The organism is Salmonella sp. SA14318 (assembly GCF_029866905.1).
Classification (GTDB): Bacteria; Pseudomonadota; Gammaproteobacteria; order Enterobacterales; family Enterobacteriaceae; genus Salmonella; species Salmonella enterica.
This window is the reverse complement of record NZ_CP123282.1, coordinates 1067919-1089822: the sequence shown is the minus strand read 5'-3', so window position 1 is coordinate 1089822 and position 21904 is coordinate 1067919. Positions and strand designations below refer to the sequence as shown.

The 21904-nt window shown below is 56.7% G+C and carries 22 protein-coding genes; 9 read left to right on the top strand and 13 right to left on the bottom strand.

The genetic code is table 11. The annotated features are described in order from the left end of the window. The first annotated feature begins 53 nt into the window (after window positions 1-53). Window positions 54-827: a glucitol operon DNA-binding transcriptional repressor SrlR gene (gene srlR, locus QEN32_RS05210; protein WP_000804536.1), complete on the top strand. Its 774-nt coding sequence runs from the start codon at window positions 54-56 to the stop codon at window positions 825-827. Beyond that, complete coding sequence (gene gutQ / locus QEN32_RS05205; RefSeq protein ID WP_265321978.1) at window positions 820-1785, top strand: arabinose-5-phosphate isomerase GutQ; 966 nt, start codon at window positions 820-822, stop codon at window positions 1783-1785. Before srlR ends, gutQ begins: the two co-directional genes overlap by 8 nt. Here gutQ and norR read toward each other — a convergent pair. Further along, complete coding sequence (gene norR, locus QEN32_RS05200) at window positions 1782-3302, bottom strand: nitric oxide reductase transcriptional regulator NorR (RefSeq protein WP_000010813.1); 1521 nt, start codon at window positions 3300-3302, stop codon at window positions 1782-1784. The two genes, gutQ and norR, sit on opposite strands and share 4 nt — an antisense overlap. 185 nt (window positions 3303-3487) lie before the next feature. Between norR and norV the strand changes: the two genes are divergently transcribed. Next, complete coding sequence (gene norV / locus QEN32_RS05195; RefSeq protein ID WP_000026011.1) at window positions 3488-4927, top strand: anaerobic nitric oxide reductase flavorubredoxin; 1440 nt, start codon at window positions 3488-3490, stop codon at window positions 4925-4927. Then, window positions 4924-6057: an NADH:flavorubredoxin reductase NorW gene (norW, locus tag QEN32_RS05190; RefSeq protein WP_080250662.1), complete on the top strand. Its 1134-nt coding sequence runs from the start codon at window positions 4924-4926 to the stop codon at window positions 6055-6057. Before norV ends, norW begins: the two co-directional genes overlap by 4 nt. A 96-nt stretch (window positions 6058-6153) precedes the next feature. On the opposite strand, the gene hypF is transcribed toward norW, so the two are convergent. The 12 genes from hypF to hycA form a co-directional block, all read right to left on the bottom strand. Further along, window positions 6154-8394 (bottom strand): carbamoyltransferase HypF, encoded by a 2241-nt coding sequence (gene hypF / locus QEN32_RS05185; protein ID WP_265321977.1) that lies wholly within the window; start codon window positions 8392-8394, stop codon window positions 6154-6156. 145 nt (window positions 8395-8539) lie between these two features. Next, window positions 8540-9085 carry an electron transport protein HydN gene (gene hydN / locus QEN32_RS05180; protein ID WP_001078791.1) on the bottom strand — a complete coding sequence of 182 codons (546 nt, stop codon included), beginning with the start codon at window positions 9083-9085 and terminating at the stop codon, window positions 8540-8542. Between the two features lie 200 nt (window positions 9086-9285). Next, a complete protein-coding gene (locus QEN32_RS05175; RefSeq protein ID WP_000936681.1) occupies window positions 9286-10095 on the bottom strand; it encodes a hypothetical protein in 810 nt (269 codons plus the stop codon). Between the two features lie 24 nt (window positions 10096-10119). After that, window positions 10120-10590 carry a hydrogenase maturation peptidase HycI gene (gene hycI / locus QEN32_RS05170; RefSeq protein WP_010835030.1) on the bottom strand — a complete coding sequence of 157 codons (471 nt, stop codon included), beginning with the start codon at window positions 10588-10590 and terminating at the stop codon, window positions 10120-10122. Beyond that, window positions 10583-10993 (bottom strand): formate hydrogenlyase maturation HycH family protein, encoded by a 411-nt coding sequence (locus QEN32_RS05165; protein WP_000003725.1) that lies wholly within the window; start codon window positions 10991-10993, stop codon window positions 10583-10585. The genes hycI and QEN32_RS05165 overlap by 8 nt, the downstream gene beginning before the upstream one ends. Then, the gene (gene hycG / locus QEN32_RS05160) at window positions 10990-11757 is read right to left on the bottom strand and encodes a formate hydrogenlyase subunit HycG (RefSeq protein WP_000067419.1); all 768 of its coding nucleotides are present in this window, start codon (window positions 11755-11757) and stop codon (window positions 10990-10992) included. The genes QEN32_RS05165 and hycG overlap by 4 nt, the downstream gene beginning before the upstream one ends. Beyond that, complete coding sequence (gene hycF, locus QEN32_RS05155; RefSeq protein WP_000493767.1) at window positions 11757-12299, bottom strand: formate hydrogenlyase subunit HycF; 543 nt, start codon at window positions 12297-12299, stop codon at window positions 11757-11759. The genes hycG and hycF overlap by 1 nt, the downstream gene beginning before the upstream one ends. A 9-nt stretch (window positions 12300-12308) precedes the next feature. Continuing rightward, the gene (gene hycE, locus QEN32_RS05150) at window positions 12309-14018 is read right to left on the bottom strand and encodes a formate hydrogenlyase subunit HycE (RefSeq protein WP_001288155.1); all 1710 of its coding nucleotides are present in this window, start codon (window positions 14016-14018) and stop codon (window positions 12309-12311) included. Between the two features lie 17 nt (window positions 14019-14035). Next, window positions 14036-14959 carry a respiratory chain complex I subunit 1 family protein gene (locus QEN32_RS05145; protein ID WP_000110563.1) on the bottom strand — a complete coding sequence of 308 codons (924 nt, stop codon included), beginning with the start codon at window positions 14957-14959 and terminating at the stop codon, window positions 14036-14038. A 2-nt stretch (window positions 14960-14961) separates the two neighbouring features. Then, window positions 14962-16788 carry a formate hydrogenlyase subunit 3 gene (hycC, locus tag QEN32_RS05140; RefSeq protein WP_000097037.1) on the bottom strand — a complete coding sequence of 609 codons (1827 nt, stop codon included), beginning with the start codon at window positions 16786-16788 and terminating at the stop codon, window positions 14962-14964. Then, on the bottom strand, window positions 16788-17396 hold the full coding sequence (gene hycB, locus QEN32_RS05135; protein WP_001079164.1) for a formate hydrogenlyase subunit HycB: 609 nt from the start codon (window positions 17394-17396) through the stop codon (window positions 16788-16790). Before hycB ends, hycC begins: the two co-directional genes overlap by 1 nt. Window positions 17397-17541: 145 nt before the next feature. Next, complete coding sequence (gene hycA / locus QEN32_RS05130) at window positions 17542-18003, bottom strand: formate hydrogenlyase regulator HycA (RefSeq protein WP_000158074.1); 462 nt, start codon at window positions 18001-18003, stop codon at window positions 17542-17544. Window positions 18004-18212: 209 nt separating this feature from the next. On the opposite strand from hycA, the gene hypA reads away from it, so the two are divergent. From hypA to hypE, 5 genes are all read left to right on the top strand, one after another. Then, complete coding sequence (gene hypA / locus QEN32_RS05125) at window positions 18213-18569, top strand: hydrogenase maturation nickel metallochaperone HypA (protein ID WP_000544461.1); 357 nt, start codon at window positions 18213-18215, stop codon at window positions 18567-18569. Between the two features lie 68 nt (window positions 18570-18637). After that, window positions 18638-19510 (top strand): hydrogenase nickel incorporation protein HypB, encoded by an 873-nt coding sequence (gene hypB / locus QEN32_RS05120; protein ID WP_000337636.1) that lies wholly within the window; start codon window positions 18638-18640, stop codon window positions 19508-19510. Beyond that, window positions 19501-19773 carry a hydrogenase 3 maturation protein HypC gene (gene hypC / locus QEN32_RS05115; RefSeq protein ID WP_116526231.1) on the top strand — a complete coding sequence of 91 codons (273 nt, stop codon included), beginning with the start codon at window positions 19501-19503 and terminating at the stop codon, window positions 19771-19773. Before hypB ends, hypC begins: the two co-directional genes overlap by 10 nt. After that, a complete protein-coding gene (hypD, locus tag QEN32_RS05110; protein ID WP_265321976.1) occupies window positions 19773-20894 on the top strand; it encodes a hydrogenase formation protein HypD in 1122 nt (373 codons plus the stop codon). Before hypC ends, hypD begins: the two co-directional genes overlap by 1 nt. Next, a complete protein-coding gene (hypE, locus tag QEN32_RS05105; RefSeq protein ID WP_001059959.1) occupies window positions 20891-21901 on the top strand; it encodes a hydrogenase expression/formation protein HypE in 1011 nt (336 codons plus the stop codon). The genes hypD and hypE overlap by 4 nt, the downstream gene beginning before the upstream one ends. The last annotated feature ends 3 nt before the right edge of the window (window positions 21902-21904 follow it).

Here is a 21904-nt window from a genome sequence, read left to right as displayed (position 1 = left end):
ACATGCAGCGTGAAGTATGACGGGTAAATACATAAGTCAGGGTAATCACGCCTATGAAACCTCGTCAGCGTCAGGCCGCGATTCTGGAGCACCTGCAAAAACAGGGAAAATGCTCGGTTGAAGAACTGGCCCAGTACTTTGACACGACAGGCACCACTATCCGTAAAGATCTGGTCATTCTGGAAAATGCCGGAACCGTCATCCGCACCTATGGCGGCGTGGTGTTGAATAAAGAAGAGTCCGATCCGCCTATTGATCACAAAACGCTTATCAACACCCACAAAAAAGCGCTGATAGCCGCAGCCGCTGTGAAATATATCCATGATGGCGATTCCATTATTCTGGACGCCGGAAGTACCGTGTTACAGATGGTGCCGTTGCTTTCGCGTTTTAGCAACATCACGGTGATGACCAACAGCCTCCATATTGTTAACGCGCTATCGGAACTGGACAACGAACAAACTATCCTGATGCCCGGCGGCACCTTCCGTAAAAAATCGGCGTCGTTTCACGGTCAACTGGCGGAAAACGCCTTTGAGCAATTCAGCTTTGATAAACTTTTCATGGGAACTGACGGTATTGACCTGAATGTCGGTGTGACCACGTTCAATGAGGTTTACACCGTCAGTAACGCAATGTGCAATGCAGCACGCGAGGTGATTCTGATGGCGGACTCCTCAAAATTTGGTCGTAAAAGCCCCAATGTGGTGTGCAGTCTGGAAACCGTCGACAAACTGATCACGGACGCGGGTATCGATCCGGCATTTCGTCAGGCGCTGGAAGCAAAAGGGATTGAAGTAATCATAACCGGAGAAAGCAATGAGTGATGCACTACTAAACGCGGGCCGTCAGACCTTAATGCTGGAGCTACAGGAAGCCAGCCGTCTGCCGGAGCGTCTGGGCGATGATTTTGTCCGCGCCGCCAATATCATTATTCACTGTGAAGGCAAAGTGATCGTTTCCGGCATTGGCAAGTCAGGTCATATTGGTAAAAAAATCGCCGCGACGCTTGCCAGTACCGGTACTCCCGCTTTTTTTGTTCATCCGGCGGAAGCACTGCATGGCGATCTGGGGATGATTGAAAGCCGCGACGTGATGTTATTTATCTCCTATTCCGGCGGCGCAAAAGAACTCGACCTCATCATCCCGCGTCTGGAAGATAAATCCGTCGCGCTGCTGGCGATGACCGGTAAACCTCACTCTCCGCTGGGGCGAGCGGCAAAAGCCGTTCTGGATATTTCCGTCGAGCGTGAAGCCTGTCCGATGCATCTGGCGCCGACATCCAGTACCGTCAATACGCTGATGATGGGCGATGCGCTGGCGATGGCGGTCATGCAGGCGCGCGGTTTTAACGAAGAAGATTTCGCCCGTTCGCATCCGGCTGGCGCACTGGGCGCGCGTTTGCTCAATAATGTGCATCACCTGATGCGCCAGGGCGATGCAATACCGCAGGTGATGCTCGCCACCAGCGTGATGGATGCCATGCTGGAACTTAGCCGTACCGGGCTGGGGCTGGTGGCGGTTTGCGATGAGCAACATGTTGTGAAAGGCGTCTTTACCGACGGCGACCTGCGTCGCTGGCTGGTAGGCGGCGGCGCGCTCACCACGCCGGTAAGCGAAGCCATGACGCCCAACGGTATTACGCTCCAGGCGCAAAGCCGCGCCGTTGACGCCAAAGAGCTCCTGATGAAACGCAAAATTACCGCCGCGCCAGTGGTCGATGAAAACGGCAAACTCACCGGCGCCATTAACCTACAGGATTTCTACCAGGCGGGGATTATCTAATCTTTCAGTCCCAGACGCTTCGCCAGCCGATGCAGGTTGGCGACGTCGGTTTCCAGCGCCCGCGCGCTGGCCGCCCAGTTGTGATTATTTTGCGCCAGCGCCTGGCGAATCATCTCTCGCTGGAAGTTCTCCGTCGATTCGCGCAAATTGCGGCAGGCCGGCAGCGCCAGAAAGCTTTCCGCAGGCGGCGCGGGTAAAACGTCCTCTGACAAGGCAAAATGCTGCGCCTCCAGTATCACCTCATCCCCTGCCCGGGTCGCTCTCGCCAGTACAACCGCACGGTGAATGGCATGTTCCAGCTCCCGGACGTTGCCCGGCCAGCCATAGTTGAGCAAATGGCGACGTGCGCCGGGACTCAGCACCACGCGGGACAGCCCCAGCCGCAGTCGGCACTGCTCGCAAAAATAGCCCGCCAGCAGCACCACATCATCGCCGCGCTCGCGCAGCGGCGGTACAAAGAGCGGGAAAACGCTCAGGCGATGGAACAGATCGGCGCGAAAACGCCCCGCCAGCACCTCTTCACGCAGGTCACGGTTGGTCGCCGCCAACACCCGCACATCCACGCGCAGGCTACGATCGTCGCCGACGCGCTGAATATCGCCATACTGCAACACGCGAAGTAGCTTGGCCTGTAGCGCCAGCGACAGTTCGCCAATCTCATCCAGAAACAGCGTACCGTTATCCGCCATTTCGAACTTACCGCTACGATTACTGATAGCCCCGGTAAAAGCCCCTTTTACATGACCAAACAACTCGCTCTCCGCCACGCTTTCCGGCAGCGCGGCGCAGTTGAGATAGACCAGCGGATTGACCGCTCTGGGGGAGCCCTGGTGAATAGCTTTCGCCACCAGCTCTTTACCGGTCCCCGTTTCACCGCCGATCAGCACGTTAAGATCGGAGCCCGCCACAATCTCGATCTCTTTTTTCAACTGCGTCATCGCCGGCGACAGGCCGATCATGTGCGTCTCTTTTATCGGTTCAAACACGCCTGACGACCCCGGCAGCATGTTCTGGCTTTCCAGTTGTTCAATTAACAGCGCATTACTCAATGCCCCGGCGGCCAGCGCGGCAACAAGCCGTAGCTCTTCATCGCTAAATACCTCGAACTGCTCCGGCGTCATAGCATCAAGGGTCAGCGCACCGATGAGGTTCTGTCCGGCAAACAGCGGCAGACCAACACAGGCGTGGACTTTCAGGCTTTCCTGTCCGGGAATTAACCCGTCATACGGATCGGGTAAATCGCTATCAGCCGGAAAACGCACCACGTCCCCCGCGCGGGCGATGGCTTCCAGGCGCGGATGCCCTTCCAGGGTAAAACGTCTGCCGAGAACGTCCTGCGCCAGGCCATCAATCGCCAGTGGAATAAATTGTCGTGATTCATAGCGCAACAGCGCCGAGGCGTCGCACGCCAGCACCTGACGCAGCGTAGTAATCAGCCGCTGAAAACGATCCTGATGCCCAATGCCGCGTTGTAACTCAATGGCGATGCCCGCCAATACCTCCACGGAAAAACTCATGGTTACCTCATTGTCATTTTGACAATCTATAGTGTCATATTGACAGCATCATTTATAGTCTTTTTGACTACATCAAAAATAAAAAACCAATATAACTTCATACAAATCAATAAGATGAAAAGTTGGCACACTACCTGCAATAAGCAAAACAACTTTTTGTAAACGTTGAATGAATTGAGGTGGTTATGTCTATTCTGGTTAAAAATAATATTCATTGGGTTGGCCAACGCGACTGGGAAGTACGTGATTTTCACGGCACTGAATACAAAACGCTGCGTGGCAGCAGCTATAACAGCTATCTCATTCGTGAAGAAAAGAATGTGCTGATCGATACCGTCGATCATAAGTTTAGCCGTGAGTTTGTGCAAAATCTGCGCAGTGAAATCGACCTCGCGGACATCGACTACATCATCATTAACCATGCCGAAGAAGACCATGCAGGCGCGCTGACCGAACTGATGGCGCAGATCCCGGACACGCCTATCTACTGTACCGCCAACGCCATTGACTCTATCAACGGCCATCACCATCACCCGGAATGGAATTTTAAGGTGGTGAAAACCGGCGATACGCTGGATATCGGCAACGGCAAGCAGTTGATCTTCGTGGAAACGCCGATGCTGCACTGGCCGGACAGCATGATGACCTATATGACCGGCGACGCGGTGTTATTCAGCAACGACGCCTTTGGTCAGCACTATTGCGACGAGCGCCTGTTCAATGATGAAGTGGACCAAACTGAACTGTTTGAACAATGCCAGCGCTACTACGCCAATATCCTGACGCCGTTCAGCCGTCTGGTAACGCCAAAAATTACCGAAATCCTCGGCTTCAACCTGCCGGTGGATATGATTGCCACCTCACACGGCGTGGTATGGCGCGACAACCCAACGCAAATCGTGGAACTGTATCTGAAATGGGCGGCAGATTATCAGGAAGATCGTATCACTATTTTCTACGATACCATGTCGAACAATACTCGCATGATGGCGGATGCCATCGCGCAGGGTATCAATGAAGTGGACCCGAACGTGGCGGTCAAAATCTTTAACGTCGCCCGCAGCGATAAAAATGAAATATTGACCAACGTCTTCCGTTCGAAAGGCGTGCTGGTCGGCACTTCTACCATGAACAACGTGATGATGCCGAAAATCGCTGGTCTGGTGGAAGAGATGACCGGCCTGCGCTTTCGCAACAAACGCGCCAGCGCCTTCGGTTCTCATGGCTGGAGCGGCGGCGCGGTGGATCGACTGTCCACGCGCTTACAGGATGCCGGTTTTGAAATGTCCCTGAGTCTGAAAGCGAAATGGCGTCCGGATCTGGATGCGCTGGAGTTGTGCCGTCAGCACGGTCGCGACATCGCGCGTCAGTGGGCGCTTGCTCCGCTGCCGGAAACCACACAGAAAACCGCGCCAGTCGAAGAAACCACAACCTGCGCCGCCGCAGACCTCGGCCCCAAAATGCAATGCAGCGTATGCCAGTGGATTTACGACCCTGCGCTGGGCGAGCCGTTGCAGGATGTCGCACCGGGTACGCCGTGGAACGACGTGCCGGATAACTTCCTGTGCCCGGAATGTTCATTAGGTAAAGACGTGTTCGACGTACTGGCGACGGAGGCAAAATGAGTCGGGGGATCATCATTATTGGGTCGGGCTTCGCCGCCCGCCAGCTCGTCAAAAATATCCGTAAACAAGATGCGCATGTGCCGTTAACTCTGATTGCGGCGGACAGCATGGATGAGTACAACAAGCCCGATCTCAGCCACGTTATCAGCCAATCGCAACGCGCCGATGCTCTCACCCGCCAGTTAGCGGGGGAATTTGCTGAACAGTTTAATCTGCGACTGTTCCCGCATACCAGGGTTGCTGACATTGATGCCGATGCCCATGTGGTGAAAAGTCAGGATAAGCAGTGGCAGTACGACAAGCTGGTACTGGCGACCGGGGCGACAGCCTTTGTGCCGCCGATTGCAGGACGTGAGTTAATGCTTACTTTGAATAGCCAGCAGGAGTACCGCGCCTGTGAGACACAACTGCGCGACGCGCAGCGAGTGCTGATTGTCGGCGGCGGTCTCATTGGCAGTGAATTAGCGATGGATTTCTGCCGCGCCGGGAAAACGGTAACGCTGATGGATAACGCCGCCAGCCTTCTCGCCTCACTGATGCCACCAGAAGTGAGCAGTCGCTTACAGCATCACCTGACCGATATGGGGGTGCATCTGCTGCTGAAATCGCAGTTGCAAAAACTGGAGAAAACCGAAGCCGGTATCCGCGCTACGCTGGTAAGCCAGCATAGTATTGAGGTCGATGCGGTGATTGCCGCCACCGGCTTACGCCCGGAAACCGCTCTGGCGCGCCGCGCCGGGGTAGCCGTCAACCGCGGCGTCTGCGTGGATAGCTATCTACAGACCAGTCACCCGGATATTTATGCGATCGGCGATTGCGCGGAGATCAACGGTCAGGTGCTGCCCTTCCTGCAACCGATCCAGTTAAGCGCGATGTACCTGGCGAAAAATCTGCTCGGCGGCAACGCGCCGCTGAAGCTACCGGCGATGCTGGTCAAAGTCAAAACGCCGGAACTGCCGCTGCATCTGGCGGGAGAAACTCAGCGCCGCGATTTGAGCTGGCATATTACCGCAGAATCTGACGGTATGATTGCCAAAGGCATGAGCGGAGAAGGCCAACTACGCGCCTTTGTGGTGAGTGAAGACCGCATGAAAGAGGCCTTTGCACTGCTGAAAACGTTGTCCGTATAAGCCTGTGATGCCGGATGGCGCCGCTTCGCGTCTTATCCGGCCTAAGAATGAGCATCTGTTTACAGGCCGGATAAGGCGCAGCCGCCATCCGGCGCCCTACACTTCCCTTAACGCTCGCGCTGCGGCAATCACGCCCTGTCCAAACGATAGTCCGCCGTCGCCCGCCGGTAACCGCTGCGGAAATAACAATTTAAAATCAGAAAGATAAAAGGCAAGACGCGCGCGCAGTAAGCGGTTGTGTATCACCCCGCCGCTGAAGACCAGAGTGGTTATCCCCCGCGCCGTAGCCTGCTGGCGCATTAGCGTGGCAAACCCGCACGCCAGCGCATCATGAAAAGCCCAGGCGCGTTGCGCGGGCGTGGCCTGCCAGTTCAACCATTGCCGCCAGAAAACAGCGACGTCCAGTTGAGCGCCGTTAAGCGGCATCGTTACCGGATGCTCAACGTTAGCGCATTGAGAGGCCAGCGCCTCCAGCGCGCAGGCGGCCTCGCCCTCATAGCTAAGCGATGCTGGCGCGCAGCGAAGCGCGGCAGCCACCGCGTCAAACAACCGCCCGCAGGAAGAGGCCAACGGGGCATTGACGCCGCGCTCAATGGCGCGCGCCAGGACACTCCAGTTTTGCTGTTGCAGCCCCGCTGTCTCCGGGTAATCCTGCCAGTCCGGCACAAAGCGCAGGCACTGCGCCAACAGATTACGCCACGGCTGTTTGGCAGCCAGATCGCCTCCCGGCAGCGCCACGGCGGGTAAACCGCCTAAATGTTCGCACTCGCGATAATTGACCCGCAGACATTCTCCGCCCCATAGCGCGCCATTCTCACCCATGCCGATACCGTCTACCGTCAGGGCAATCACCTCTCCGCCGTCCAGCGGCCAACCATGCTCGGCCAGGCAAGCCGCCGCATGGGCATGATGGTGTAACACCGTCTCTGTCGGCAGACGCATCTCACTGGCCCACTGACTGGAAACATAGCCCGGATGCGCATCACAGACGATACGCTCTGGGGTAAAATCGTAGATTGACTGGATCAAACGCAATGCCTCGCGCCACTGCGCCTGGATACCGTCATCGCTGAGATCGCCTAAATGCTGGCTGACAACCGCCTGTTCGCCGCGTACCAGACAGAACGTGTTTTTCAGATCCGCGCCCAGACAAAGTATCGGCGGCACATCGCGAAATCCGGGCGGCAACGCAATCGCGTCCGGCACGTATCCCCGCGAACGACGCAGCATTTCGCCGCTGTCGCGCACGACAGAGTCGTCCATGCGCTGTACAATGTCGCGATTGTGCAACAGAAAACCATCGGCAATATCGTGTAAATCGTCCAGCGCCTGTTCGTTGGTGATGGCGGGCGGTTTGCCGCTCAGGTTGCCGGATGTCATCACCAGCGGGTAATTGAGCTCCTGCAACAAGAGGTGTTGCAATGGGTTGGCTGGCAGCATCACACCCACCTCCGTAAGTCCTGGCGCGATGCCCTCACTCAGCGAAGGTACATACTGCTTATCCACCAGTACAATCGGGGCCGCTGGCGTGGTCAGCAGCGAACGCGCCGCGGTCGGCAGCGTTTGCGCCGTGGGCAACATCACCGCCAATGGTTTCGCCGGACGATGTTTACGCGCCCGCAGCATCGCCACTGCGTTAGCGTTGCGCGCATCGCAGGCCAGATGAAAACCACCCAGCCCTTTAACGGCAATAATGCCTCCGGCGTTCAGTTGGGCGACCGCCGCCTGCAAAGCCGCCTCTTTTTCCGCTCGTTCATGTTGGCTCCGCCACTCAAGATGCGGCCCGCATGACGGACAGGCAACGGGCTGGGCATGAAAACGGCGATCGTACGGATCGCGGTATTCGCTGTCGCATTCCGGACACAAGGGAAACGCCGCCATCACCGTAAATGGCCGGTCATAGGGCATAGCGCGAATAATGGTGAAGCGTGGTCCGCAGTGGGTGCAATTGATGAAAGGATAACGGTAGCGCCGCTCGCCTGGGGTATTCATCTCGGCAAGACATGCCGGGCAGGTCGCCGCATCCGGCACGATTTGCGTGTTCATCGAACCGCCTGCGCTCTGACGAATGGTGAAATCCGTCGGTGCGCGCTCCCATACCAACGACGCGTGTTCAACGCTGTCAATGCGCGCCAGCGGCGGGCAATCCTGATAGAGCGCGGCAATAAATTGCGACGGATCTTCCAGCAGCCGAACGACGACGCCGTCGCCGTCATTACACACGTCGCCGTGTAATTGCAACTGCTGCGCCAGCTGCCAGACAAAAGGACGAAAACCGACGCCCTGTACTTTGCCCCGAATGCGTAGCTGTACGCCGGAAGGTGTGTCTATCGCCATCTTATTTTCCCGCCATCATCGAACCCGGATGCCTGATGGCGCGACGCTTATCAGGCCTACAACCGCACGGACCGTAGACCGGATAAGGCATTGATGCCGCCATCCGGCAATGCTTTGTGGCGTATTCTACGCGCAATCGCAGAAATCAGAAAAGCAGCGATGCCGTTGAATCCAGCGCCGCACGACGGCGTTTTTCCGCGCTTAGCTGTTCGAGCTTATTGCGGTCCACGCAGATGAGGGCGTGCGTTGGGCAAGCGGCCATACAGGCCGGACCGGCTTCACGGTGGTGACACAGATCGCACTTGTTGGCTTCGGCTTTTTCGGCACGCACGTTCAGCCCCGCGCCGCTATTGCGAACCACCGGACGTACCACCACTTCCATGGCGCCGTAAGGACATGCCACTACGCAAGTTTTACAGCCAATGCAGCGTTCTTGCATCACATGAACAAAGCCTTTGTCACGGCTGATGGCGCCATTCGGGCAAACGTTGGCGCACGGCGCGTCTTCACACTGGCGACACAGCGTTGCCGTGGAAACATTCACGCCTTTGATGACATGGATACGAGGTAAAAAGGTTTCAGGGGTCAGCGATGCGCAATCCTGATTTTCCTGATGGGATACGACGCAAGCCACTTCACAGGTACGGCAACCAATGCACTTACTCGCGTCTGCAATGATGAAACGGTTCATCAAATTCTCCAGCAATAACAGATGATGTGCCGATATATACACGAATCGTGCCAATTTTTATTTCATTGTTATTTAAGAACATTCTTTCTATTTTCGTGAGCATTTACGTGTCATCGTCACAAGTGTCGATGACACGTAATGTCGCCAGTGGTGGTCAAGATTTGCAGTGATAGCCAGCCAACTCTGCACCGCAACTGACATCAATCCTGATTAACGCCTGGCAATACGTTACCGCGTATTAAACAGCGCTGCGTAAGGGAAAGATCGTCCGTTTGCGGATTCCTTCCGGCAATAGGTTTGATAATTAATTTACGGCCAGGATAGTGATTAAAACGGGTCAGCGCCGGATAACTCAACCGGCCAAACCAGCCGTGTACGCGCTGCCAGCGGGCGTCCTTCACCTGATATAAATTGGTTATCCAGTAGCCTGAGTCAAACTGCATATCCAACAGTTGCGTGCGCCCATTGCCCTGTAAATCAAGCAAATCATCGACGCCAGTATCGGTGGCGGTATAAAACCCCCACGGTTCAAAGACGCAGGGGCGGCCATTCTTGAGAAAGGTGAAAATGATGTATTGCGCGCTCGGCGCCAGGCCCAACCCAGGATTGCCCAACCAGATAACCAGATCCTGAATGCCGTTACGATCGAGGTCAGCGCGATAAAATTGCGCATTACCCGCCAAATTAATCAGCATTCCCACCGGGACAACCCACGAATTACCGGCTCTGTCTTTTCCGCTAATCCGCCATTCGTTATCTTTTTTCGGCTCCGGCAGTAGCGTCACGCCACTGACTCCGACCTGGCGAAAATGCCAGGTCTGGTCGGGCGATACAGAATAAGGCAGGGTCAACAGCGGCTTCAGCGCACGCTTTTGCGCATATTCACCGTCGCTCATCGGCAGGTAACCGACAAAACCGGTGGCCAGTGCGCGCGCGGCGATGCAGAAAAATAGCAGTCCGCTCCATACGATAATCTTCACGTCCTTCTTACCGCCTATGCCGGGTAACACAAATCCGTCCAATGGGTACGCATTTTACGCCTCCGGCGCTTCCAGCGCGGCAAATCCGCCGTTTCCCTGCCAGCCTTCCAGACGCTGATAGACAGTGTTTACCGCGTCCTTAATCGGTTGAGTCATCGGATAATAAAACCCGACAATATCCGGCTGGATACCAACAAAAATCACCTCGCCGACATCCTCTTTCAGCTGATCGATAAGGTAGTTGAGCGGCATATTGTGGGTGGTCATCATAAACATTTCGGCGATATCATCCGGATCGATAATGCGGATCTCGCCCGGATTAAGCCCCATGTCGGTGGCGTCGACAATCAACAGACGCTGCGGGCGCAGTTCGCGAATCGCCACAATGTCGTTTTCCGGCGCGCTGCCGCCATCAATCACCACCCAATTACCCTTCGGCTGCGCCGCGCACATTTCCGCCAGTAACGGGCCTGCGCCGTCGTCGCCCATCATGCTGTTGCCGACACAGAGTAAAACGTCAGTCACGAAGCCTCCTCACCATCAGGTAGATGGCGCTTTCCTGATGAATGTCATGCAGCATACTGAGCATCAGTTTGCTCCATTCTTGCTGCTGCGGGGTCTGCGCGGCGCGCGCCTCATCAAACGCGCGCGCCAGCATTTGCACATGGTTGAAATCGATGACGATCTCGCCATACTTCGGCACGCCTTCCATTTTACGCCGGGCATCGCTACCGGCTTCCAGGGTGGCGATCCACGCCAGATACTCATCCCATGGGCAGGTGAGCGCGGCCTCCAGACAATCGATAACCCCCAGGTGGTGACCAATCGCCAGGCTGTAATAGACAACCTGCTGCGCCTCGGCGGGCGTCGCATCGTTCTCATCAATAAACTTACGGCTCAGTTGACTGAACACCACCTGTTCGCTCATCGGATACGCGCCTCTTCAACAACATGATTGAGATGGGTGACAATTTCGGTTAAACGCGGATCGTTTTCCGCTTCCAGCCAACGCGCCACTTGCTGCTCGCCCTGCCCCAACTGTGTCAGGTAATCATCAGCGATCTGACGACCATAGCGATAACCCGCCAGCCGGCGCGCCGCGCGATCCACCTTCACGCGCAGCGGCTGCACCATATCCGGATGCAGGATCTCTGCGGGCTGATCGTCCAGCTCACCCGGCGCGCGGGCGTGGATTTTCTGCTCCAGCAGGCCAAGCGCCATCGCAAAGCCATACAGCGTGGCGGCAGGCGTTGGCGGGCAGCCTGGAATATACACATCCACCGGGACGATTTTGTCGGTACCGCCCCAGACGCAGTAGAGATCGTGGAAAATACCGCCGCTGTTGCCGCAGGCGCCGTAAGAGATACAGATTTTCGGGTCCGGCGCCGACTGCCAGGCGCGCAGCGCCGGAGAGCGCATGGCGCGGGTCACCGCGCCGGTAAACAGCAGAATATCGGCATGACGCGGCGACGGTACCACTTTGATACCGAAACGCTCGGCATCAAACAGCGGCGACAGCGTCGCAAAGATTTCGATTTCACAGCCGTTACAGCCGCCGCAGTCCACGCGGTAAACGTATGCCGAACGCTTAATATTTTTCAGTAGAGACGCTTTCATGCTGGCGATGGATTCATCCACCGTCATCGGTACCGGAATACCGTTGGCGTCACGCGGGCCTAATAAATTGCTCATTAGCTGACCTCTTTCATATGGCGAGTCAGTTCAATACGGTCGGACGGCACCAGGCATTTCTGACGCTTACAGTCCGGGCAGGTCTCAAAGCTTTCGCGGTGGTTTTCCGCGCGGCTGTCGCCGTTGTGCGCAAGCAGCGCAATGGCGTAGTCAATCTCTTTCTGTACGGCGAAAGGACGATTACACACGCGGCAGTTGCACAGCGCAAAGCGGGACTGTTGCAGGAAATCTTCTTTCTTCCACACTGCCAGTTCGTACTCTTGCGACAGTTTGATCGCCGCCGTCGGGCACACCTCTTCGCAGCGGCCGCAGAAGATGCAGCGGCCAAGATTGAATTGCCACGCCAGCTCATTGGTCGCAAGATCGGTTTCCACCGTCAGCGCGTTCGACGGGCAGGCATTAACGCAGGCGGCGCAGCCGATGCACTGCTGCGGATTATGTTCCGGCTTGCCGCGGAAGTTTTTATCAACCGCAATCGGCTCCAGCGGATAAGACGAGGTCGCCGTGCCGGTTTTGATAACTTTTTTGATAAAGGTAAACATGGCGATTCCTTATTTCAGCGGCGAGTTTTTACGCTCAATGCTGTAGCGCTCAAGTTCTTTGTACGGCACGACTTTGCTCTTCTTCTTACGCACATCGACCACGGTCATCCGGTCGGTACAGGAGTAGCAAGGGTCGAGGCTGCCGATAATCAGCGGCGCATCGGAGACGGTGTTGCCGCGCAGCATATAGCGCAGCGTCGGCCAGTTGGCGTAGGTCGCCGCACGACAGCGCCAGCGGTACAGCTTCTGGTTGTCGCCGGTCATGCTCCAGTGGATATCATCGCCACGCGGCGCTTCAGCAAAGCCGAGCGCAAAACGGTGCGGAATATAGGTAAAGCCTTCCACCATCAGCGGGCCGCCCGGCAGATTATCCAGACCGAAATCGATCATATTCAGCGAGGTGTAAACTTCGTTGATACGGACTTTCAGACGAGAAATCACATCGCAGCCCTGCTCGCTGTGCACTTCCATCGGCAGCAGACCGTAGCCGACAAACGGGTGGTCGGCGCGGGTGTCGCGGGCGTGACCGCTGGCGCGCACCATCGGGCCGACATTACTGAAGTCACGGGCAATTTCCGGGTCCAGACGGCCGATACCCACGGTACGCTGTTCCATATTCGGCGTGCTCAGCAGCATGTCCACCAGCTCCTGCACGTCACGACGCATCTGCTGCGCCAGTTGACGGGTCTGGATCATGTCCTCTTTGAGCAGATCGCGGCGAATCCCGCCGATCAGGTTCAGTCCGTAAGTTTTGCGCGCGCCGGTAAGGATCTCTGCCATTTTCATGGAGGTTTCACGCACGCGGAAGAACTGCATAAAGCCGGAGTCAAAGCCGGTGAAGTGACAGGCCAGGCCAAGGTTGAGCAGATGCGAGTGCAGGCGTTCCACTTCCAGCAGAATAGCGCGGATCATTTGCGCACGCTCCGGCACCTGAATGCCCATCGCGTTTTCCACGGAAGTGGTGTAGGCGGTGCTGTGGGCGAAGCCGCAGATACCACACACGCGATCCGACAGGAAGGTGACTTCGTTATAACCCATGCGGGTTTCCGCCAGTTTTTCCATACCACGGTGGACGTAGAACAGGCGGTAGTCGGCGTCGATAATGTTTTCGCCATCGACGAACAGACGGAAGTGGCCCGGCTCATCGGAAGTAACATGCAGCGGGCCAATCGGCACCACGTTATTTTTCTTGTCACCCAGCTCGTTAATGAACTCGTAGGTTTCCGCATCGGTGGTCGGCGCCGGGCGCTGACGATAATCCATGCTGTCTTTACGCAGCGGATAGAGTTCATCCGGCCAGTCGTCCGGCAGCACCAGACGGCGCTCGTCCGGCAGACCGACCGGGATTAAACCGTACATGTCGCGTACTTCGCGCTCACCCCACACGGCAGCCGGCACGCGCGGCGTAACGGATGGGAATTCCAGCTTATTGGCATCTACTTCAACGCGAACGGTAATCCAGCACTTCGTGCCCTGCTCCATCGACAGCACGTAATAAACGGCATAGTGGCCGCACAACTGGCGTTCGTCATTACCGAACAGCACCGACAACCACCCACCCTGCTGGTAGTAAAGAAACTCCACCACTTCCGGCAGATAGTTTACTTTCACCGTAATAGTCAGCTGATCTTTGGTCTGCCAGGCTTCGTCCAGCACGACGCCCGGAAACGCCTGGTGCAGCGCCGCAAGGTATTGTTGACCTAATTTTTCTTCAGACATGCTCAAACTCTCTTAAATCACGCCGCCAGCAAGGAGACGAAGGCTAAAAACGCAAACCCAAAACCGGCCCAGGTCACGCGTGAAGTGGCGCAAAAACGCAGTCGCGCCATGCTGTTTTCAAACAGGGCGATCACCAGTACGCCGACAATCAGCTTGACGACGGCAATCACCAGCGCCAGCAACAGTCCGCCTGCGCTGAAGGTTTCCATTTGTCCCCACGGCAGAAACACGCCGACGAACATTTGCAGCACCACCAGTTGCTTAAGGCTGATGCCCCATTTCAGCACCGCAAAGCCGCTACCGCTGTATTCGGTCAACGGCCCTTCCTGCAACTCCTGCTCCGCTTCCGCCAGGTCGAACGGCAGCTTGCCCATTTCGATAAAGGTGGCGAAGGCGCAGGCGCACAGCGCCAGAATCAGCGGAATACTGCGCGCGACAGGCCAGTGATAAATGGTATCGGCGATATTGCTGATATGAGTTGAACCCGCCACCTGCGCGGCGACCCACAGACCCAGCAGCAGAATCGGCTCCACCAGCACGCCGAGCATCGCTTCACGGCTGGCGCCGATCGCGGTGAACGGACTGCCGGTATCCAGGCCTGCAATAGAGAAGAAGAAGCGCGCAATCGCGAACAGGTAAATCAGGGTGATTAAATCACCCAGTTGCGGCAACGGAGATCCAACGGTGACGACCGGCAGCGCGGTGGCGATAGTCAGCATCACGCCGACCATCACAAACGGCGTCAGGCGAAAAACCCAGCCGGAATCAGCGGGCGCAATACTCTGACGACCGAGCAGTTTGATAATGTCGCGGTACTCCTGCAACACGCCCGGCCCACGGCGATTGTGTAGACGGGCGCGCGCCACGCGAGTAATACCGGACAGCAATGGCGCAACGGCAAATAGCACCAGCGCCTGAATTAACGGATAAAACACACTCATTTTCAGGCTCCTCGTGAAACCACAATCACCACCAGCACCGCCAGCTCAATCAGCGCCAGACGACGGAACAGCACCGCGGCCGCCGCGTTCTGCCAGCCCGGCACCAGCGATACCGGGTTAAGCCATTTACGCAGTTTAAGTACCGGGGCAAAGGCCTCTTTCACCGGCATGGCGAAACCGTGCGCGGTAATCACCATCGACTGCTCATGGTCGTAGCCGCACACCCAGGCCGCGCCGCGAGAACGCGACGGCAGACGGTTGCCTTTGAATATCGCCATAATGATGAACGGCAGTAGCGGACAGGCGACCAACAGCAGCGTGATCATCGGCTGCGATACGGTGGTGTGCGCGGTTTCCAGCGGCAACGGTACCGCAGTGGAAATCATCGGCAGCAGCCACGGCGCGGCAACCCCGCCCAGTACGCAGCAAATCGCCAATGCCACCACGCTGACGCCCATCAGGATCGGCGCGCAGCTGGCATTTTCAGCTTCCTTCGTGCGCGGCGCGCCAAGGAACGTAACGCCATACACTTTCGCCATACACATCACCGCCAACGCGCCGGTAATCGCCAGGCCAACCGCCAGCAGCGGTCCTAACAGACGACCAACAAACGCGCCGCTGTTGCCCAGTTTGAAGAAGGACTGGTAAATCACCCACTCGCCGGCAAAGCCGTTCAGCGGCGGCAACGCCGCCATCGCCATCAGACCGACCAGCATGGCGATAGAAATAACCGGCATCCGTTTACCAATACCGCCCAGTTTTTCGATATCGCGATGACCGGTACGGAACCAGATGCTGCCCGCGCCCAGAAACAGCACGCTTTTGAACAGGCTATGGTTCAGCAGGTGATAGAGCCCGCCGGTCAGACCCAGCGCGATCAGTACCGGCTGATTGAGAGCAATCCCGGTAACGCCTGCGCCCAGACCGAGCAAAATGATGCCGATATTTTCCAGCGTGTGATAGGCCAGCAGGCGCTGAATGTTATGCTCCATCAGCGCGTACAAACCACCGACAAAGGCGGTGATCATCCCAAGCACCAACAGCGCCACGCCCCACCACAGCGGCGCATTGCCGCCAAGCAGAGATAGCGTGAGAATGCCCAGCAGCCCGATTTTCATCACCACGGTCGAGAACAGCGCGGCGGCGGGAGCGCTGGCGTTGGCGTGCGCCTGCGGCACCCAACCGTGTAGCGGGATAATCCCGGCCAGCAGACCAAAACCGATAACGCCGAGCAGCCAGATATCGGAGCCCAGCGGCAGTTGCTGAGCGCGTTGATCCAGCAGCCCCAGATCCAGCGTGCCGTAGCGCTGCCACACCAGCCAGCAGGCGATTGCCAGCAGCAGCGTACCGAGACGGCCCAGCGCAAACCACAGTTTGCCCTCTTTGCTACCGCCGGTGAGGAACACGGCGCAGAGCGCCATGATTTCCGCCATCACCACCATCGTCCCCAGATTACTGGCGACCACGGCGCAGACGGCTGCCGCCATCAGCAGGTTGATCAACAGTCCGTTGGCTTTTACCTGTGGATGGCGATGCCAGTCGATATTGAACAGGCTGACAAACAGGCCGCACAGCCCCAGCGTAATCAGCCAGATAGCATTCAGCGGCGTAATTTGCAGCATGTGACCGGTAAACGGCATCACGCCGCTCACCGTAACGGCGCTGGTCAGCGCGGTGAACCCCGCGCCTGCCGTACACAGGCTGCCGACCGCGCCGCCGATACCGGCAATCCAGCCGCTCAGCGCTTTATGAAACGAAAACAGAAACGCCAGAACGGCGGCGGCGGCAAACCACGCGACGCCGCTAGTAATCAGTGAAAGTGAACTCATTATGCATCCCCACTCTGAGCCTGCTGAAACAAGGTGAGATCGCCAAAATCGGTATTAAACGTCAGCTCACGTTTACGTTTGCTGGCGCGGGCGATATCCGTGTTCTCCACCAGGTGTAGCGCTTTAGTCGGGCACATCCGCACACAGGCCGGGCCTTGCTCGTCAAAGCTGCACAGGTCGCATTTCACCGCGATAGCGCGTACGCCCGGCACCCAGTCGAGCAACGTACTGACGCGCGCAGGCGCTGGCGGCGCGGGCGGCGCTTTCGGCGTATTGGCGTTCGCCGGAATATGCAGCGGACGGCTGCCGGAAAACTCAATAGCGCCAAACGGACAGGCAATACCACACAGTTTGCAGCTCACGCACAGGCTTTCATTAAGCTGGACAGCGCCGTCAACGCGATTAATCGCGTTAACCGGGCATACCGTGGCGCATGGCGCATCTTCACAGTGGTGACAAAGCTGCGGCGCAGATTCTTTTTCATTCAGCATCACTTTCAGGCGCGGCATTGACTGCAGGCCATGCTGGCGATGCGTCTCTGAACAGGCGGCCTCACAGGTGTGGCAGCCGATACAGAGAGTGGAGTCAGCAATTACAAAACGATTCACCAGGCATTCCTCAGGTGATTGTCATTTTTGACGAAAACATGCCGTTGAAATGTCATTTTCGACACTTATCGACACGCCCATCCCCAAAACATTCATGACATGGCGCAACGCCACATCGCGAATCAAAGCGGGCAACGCCTCAGGCTTATACAGCCGGGCTGTGTCCCTTTACCAATTGGCGCAAATTAACCGGCGAGTTGGTTTCTACAGCGGTATAGAGGCTGTCGTAAACGCTGGCGATTTTTTCCAGATAGTGCTCCAGTACCTGCTCGCGATCGCGGTTGTTAACCCGTTCATCAACCTTGCCGTCGATATCAAGCTGCGCCTGTGCAATCAATTGCTTATCTTCGCCATCTTTGGTTTCAACGTAGTACTCAATGGTGTGGCTGTTAAAACCATCCGCCAACGCGACGTAAATACGAAAGTGCTCAAACAGGACAAAGCAAAGATCCCTTTCCGGCGCGCAGCTCATTGCGTGATGCAGGCGCGCTTTCGAGAGGGTGATCCCCTGAACCAGCGAGTTGCAGTAAATATGCCACTGGTCCTGTAGGCGACGATGCCGTTGCGCGATGTAATCGGCCTTTTCGCTTATTTCCCAAATAGTCATGTCAGGTTACCCGTTTAACAGAGATGCCTGCGTTAAGCATTTTCCATGCCAATTTTTAACTTGTTGTTTTTAATGGCAGACGAGCGCAGTTACTGCCGTTTCGACGCGGTGACGACATGTCATTTCGTCATCGTCGACATTAACCTGCCAGGGGATACAAATATTGGCATAAATATTGCTTTACAGGGGCAACCACTACGGGAGGCGATATGCACGAAATCACCCTCTGCCAACGGGCACTGGAATTGATTGAACAACAGGCTTCAGCATACGGTGCAAAACGTGTGACAGCCGTCTGGATCAAAATTGGCGCATTTTCTTGCGTGGAAACCAGCGCTCTTTCCTTTTGTTTTGATCTGGTATGCCGCGGCACGATAGCAGAAGGTTGTAAACTGCACCTCGAAGAACAGGAAGCCGAATGCTGGTGTGAGCATTGTCAACAATATGTCACGTTGTTAACCCACCGTGTACGTCGTTGTCCGCAATGTCATAGCGATACACTGCGAATTGTGGCCGATGACGGCTTACAAATTCGGCGCATAGAGATTGATGAAACTGAAGATTAATGCCGGATAGACGCTCGCGTCGCCATCCGGCAGAAAGCCTGTAACAAGAAAAAGATCAGGAGTAAGCGATGTGTACGACTTGCGGTTGCGCTGAAGGCAACCTTTATATAGAAGGCGATGAACATAATCCGCACTCAGCGTTTCGTAGCGCGCCCTTTGCCCCAGCGGCTCGCCCGGCGCTGAATATTACCGGCATTAAAACGCCTGACTTTGCCCCAAGTCAGACCGCAGAAGGCGATCTGCATTACGGCCACGGCGAAGCCGGAACCCACGCGCCTGGTATGAGTCAGCGGCGGATGCTGGAGGTTGAAATCGACGTGCTGGACAAAAATAATCGTCTGGCTGAGCGCAACCGCGCCCGTTTCGCTGCCCGCCAGCAACTGGTGCTCAACCTGGTGTCCAGCCCCGGGTCCGGTAAAACCACCCTGCTGACCGAAACGCTGATGAAATTGAAAGACCGTGTACCGTGCGCGGTGATTGAAGGCGACCAGCAGACAGTGAACGACGCCGCCCGCATCCGCGCTACCGGCACGCCCGCCATTCAGGTCAACACCGGTAAAGGCTGCCATCTTGACGCGCAAATGATCGCCGACGCCGCGCCGCGCCTGCCGCTGGATGACCATGGTATTCTGTTTATCGAAAACGTCGGTAATCTTGTCTGCCCGGCCAGCTTCGATCTGGGCGAAAAGCATAAAGTCGCAGTGCTTTCCGTGACCGAAGGTGAAGATAAGCCGCTGAAATATCCCCATATGTTTGCCGCTGCGTCGCTCATGCTGCTCAATAAAGTCGATCTGCTGCCCTACCTCAATTTTGATGTTGAGAAGTGCATCGCCAGCGCGCGTGAAGTGAACCCGGAGATTGAAATTATCCTGATTTCCGCCACCAGCGGCGAAGGCATGGATCAGTGGCTGGCCTGGCTGGAGGCGCAGCGATGTGCATAGGCGTGCCGGGTCAAATCCGCGCCATTGACGGCAATCAGGCAAAAGTTGACGTCTGCGGCATTCAGCGCGACGTCGATCTCACATTAGTCGGCAGTTGTGATGGAAACGGTCAGCCGCGTCTGGGTCAGTGGGTGCTGGTTCATGTCGGATTCGCCATGAGCGTCATTAACGAAGCGGAAGCGCGCGACACGCTCGACGCGCTACAAAATATGTTTGATGTTGAGCCGGACGTCGGCGCACTGCTGTATGGTGAGGAGAGATAATGCGTTTTGTTGACGAGTACCGTGCGCCGGAACAGGTAATGCAGCTCATTGAACACCTGCGTGAACGCGCCGCCCTTCTTCCTTACACTGCCGAACGTCCGTTGCGCATTATGGAAGTCTGCGGGGGTCATACCCACGCAATTTTTAAATTTGGTCTCGATCAGTTACTGCCCGAAAACGTGGAGTTTATTCACGGCCCCGGTTGTCCGGTCTGCGTGCTGCCGATGGGACGTATCGACAGTTGCGTGGAAATCGCCAGCCATCCGGAGGTGATTTTCTGCACCTTTGGCGATGCCATGCGCGTGCCGGGGAAACAGGGTTCTCTGTTGCAGGCTAAAGCGCGCGGCGCGGATGTCCGTATTGTTTATTCTCCGATGGACGCGCTGAAGCTGGCGCAGGATAACCCGACCCGCAAAGTGGTATTTTTCGGGCTGGGCTTTGAAACCACCATGCCGACTACCGCCATCACGCTACAGCAGGCAAAACAGCGTGACGTGCGAAACTTCTACTTTTTCTGCCAGCACATTACGCTGATCCCGACGCTGCGTAGCCTACTGGAGCAGCCGGACAACGGCATTGACGCCTTTCTTGCGCCAGGCCACGTCAGCATGGTCATCGGCACCGAGGCGTACCAGTTTATCGCCGCCGATTTTAATCGCCCGCTGGTGATAGCTGGATTCGAACCGCTTGATCTACTGCAAGGCGTGGTCATGCTGGTTGAGCAGAAAATAGCGGCCCTAAGCCAGGTTGAAAACCAATACCGTCGCGTGGTGCCGGATGCCGGAAACATGCTGGCGCAGCAGGCCATCGCCGATGTGTTCTGCGTTAATGGCGATAGCGAGTGGCGCGGTCTGGGCGTGATTGAATCCTCCGGCGTCCACCTGACGCCAGAGTATCAGCGCTTTGACGCCGAAGCGCATTTCCGCCCAGCGCCACAGCAGGTCTATGACGATCCGCGCGCCCGCTGCGGCGAAGTGCTGACCGGCAGATGCAAGCCGCATCAGTGCCCGCTATTTGGTAAAACATGTAATCCAGAGACCGCGTTCGGCGCGCTGATGGTCTCTTCCGAAGGCGCATGCGCCGCCTGGTATCAGTATCGTCAGCAGGAGTGTGAAGTTTGAACAATATACAACTCGCCCACGGCAGCGGCGGCCAGGCTATGCAACAGTTGATTAATAGCCTGTTTATGGAGGCCTTTGCCAACCCGTGGCTGGCGGAACAAGAAGATCAGGCGCGTCTGGAGCTGGCGCAACTGACGGCGGAGGGCGACCGTCTGGCGTTTTCTACCGATAGCTATGTGATCGATCCGCTCTTTTTCCCCGGCGGCAATATCGGCAAACTGGCGATTTGCGGTACGGCGAACGACGTAGCGGTGAGCGGCGCGATCCCCCGCTATCTCTCCTGCGGCTTTATCCTTGAAGAAGGGCTGCCGATGGAGACGTTAAAAAGCGTGGTCAATAGCATGGCGGCGACCGCGCGGGAAGCGGGTATCGCCATTGTAACCGGCGACACCAAAGTTGTGCAGCGCGGCGCGGCGGACAAATTATTTATCAACACTGCCGGCATGGGGGCGATTCCCGCCGATATTCACTGGGGCGCGCAAACGCTGAGCGTTGGCGATGTGCTGTTAGTCAGCGGTACGCTTGGCGATCACGGCGCCACTATCCTCAACCTGCGTGAGCAACTGGGGCTGGATGGCGAGCTGGCGAGCGACTGCGCAGTATTAACGCCGCTTATTCAGACGCTGCGTCATATTGACGGAGTGAAGGCATTGCGTGACGCCACGCGCGGCGGCGTGAATGCGGTCGCCCATGAGTTTGCGGCGTCCTGCGGTTACGGTATTGAATTGTCCGAATCCGCACTACCGCTCAAACCTGCCGTGCGCGGCGTCTGCGAGCTGTTGGGGCTGGATGCCCTGAACTTTGCCAACGAAGGAAAACTGGTGATTGCCGTTGAACGGCAGGCCGCAGATCGGGCGTTGGCGGCATTACGCGCGCATCCGCTGGGACGTGATGCGGCGCTGATTGGCGAAGTCGTGGAACGCAAAGGCGTTCGCTTAGCCGGACTCTATGGCGTGAAGCGAACCCTTGATTTGCCACACGCCGAACCATTACCTCGTATATGCTAGCAG

Excerpts from the sequence above, each read along its gene's own strand:
- hypB (WP_000337636.1), top strand. The coding sequence starts at position 18,638 with ATGTGTACGACTTGCGGTTGCGCTGAAGGCAACCTTTATATAGAAGGC.
- srlR (WP_000804536.1), top strand. The coding sequence starts at position 54 with ATGAAACCTCGTCAGCGTCAGGCCGCGATTCTGGAGCACCTGCAAAAA.
- hycG (WP_000067419.1), bottom strand. The coding sequence starts at position 11,757 with ATGAGCAATTTATTAGGCCCGCGTGACGCCAACGGTATTCCGGTACCG.
- QEN32_RS05145 (WP_000110563.1), bottom strand. The coding sequence starts at position 14,959 with ATGAGTGTGTTTTATCCGTTAATTCAGGCGCTGGTGCTATTTGCCGTT.
- hycF (WP_000493767.1), bottom strand. The coding sequence starts at position 12,299 with ATGTTTACCTTTATCAAAAAAGTTATCAAAACCGGCACGGCGACCTCG.
- norV (WP_000026011.1), top strand. The coding sequence starts at position 3,488 with ATGTCTATTCTGGTTAAAAATAATATTCATTGGGTTGGCCAACGCGAC.
- gutQ (WP_265321978.1), top strand. The coding sequence starts at position 820 with ATGAGTGATGCACTACTAAACGCGGGCCGTCAGACCTTAATGCTGGAG.
- norW (WP_080250662.1), top strand. The coding sequence starts at position 4,924 with ATGAGTCGGGGGATCATCATTATTGGGTCGGGCTTCGCCGCCCGCCAG.
- hypD (WP_265321976.1), top strand. The coding sequence starts at position 19,773 with ATGCGTTTTGTTGACGAGTACCGTGCGCCGGAACAGGTAATGCAGCTC.
- hycE (WP_001288155.1), bottom strand. The coding sequence starts at position 14,018 with ATGTCTGAAGAAAAATTAGGTCAACAATACCTTGCGGCGCTGCACCAG.
- hycA (WP_000158074.1), bottom strand. The coding sequence starts at position 18,003 with ATGACTATTTGGGAAATAAGCGAAAAGGCCGATTACATCGCGCAACGG.
- hypC (WP_116526231.1), top strand. The coding sequence starts at position 19,501 with ATGTGCATAGGCGTGCCGGGTCAAATCCGCGCCATTGACGGCAATCAG.
- hycC (WP_000097037.1), bottom strand. The coding sequence starts at position 16,788 with ATGAGTTCACTTTCACTGATTACTAGCGGCGTCGCGTGGTTTGCCGCC.
- QEN32_RS05165 (WP_000003725.1), bottom strand. The coding sequence starts at position 10,993 with ATGAGCGAACAGGTGGTGTTCAGTCAACTGAGCCGTAAGTTTATTGAT.
- hydN (WP_001078791.1), bottom strand. The coding sequence starts at position 9,085 with ATGAACCGTTTCATCATTGCAGACGCGAGTAAGTGCATTGGTTGCCGT.
- hypF (WP_265321977.1), bottom strand. The coding sequence starts at position 8,394 with ATGGCGATAGACACACCTTCCGGCGTACAGCTACGCATTCGGGGCAAA.
- hypA (WP_000544461.1), top strand. The coding sequence starts at position 18,213 with ATGCACGAAATCACCCTCTGCCAACGGGCACTGGAATTGATTGAACAA.
- norR (WP_000010813.1), bottom strand. The coding sequence starts at position 3,302 with ATGAGTTTTTCCGTGGAGGTATTGGCGGGCATCGCCATTGAGTTACAA.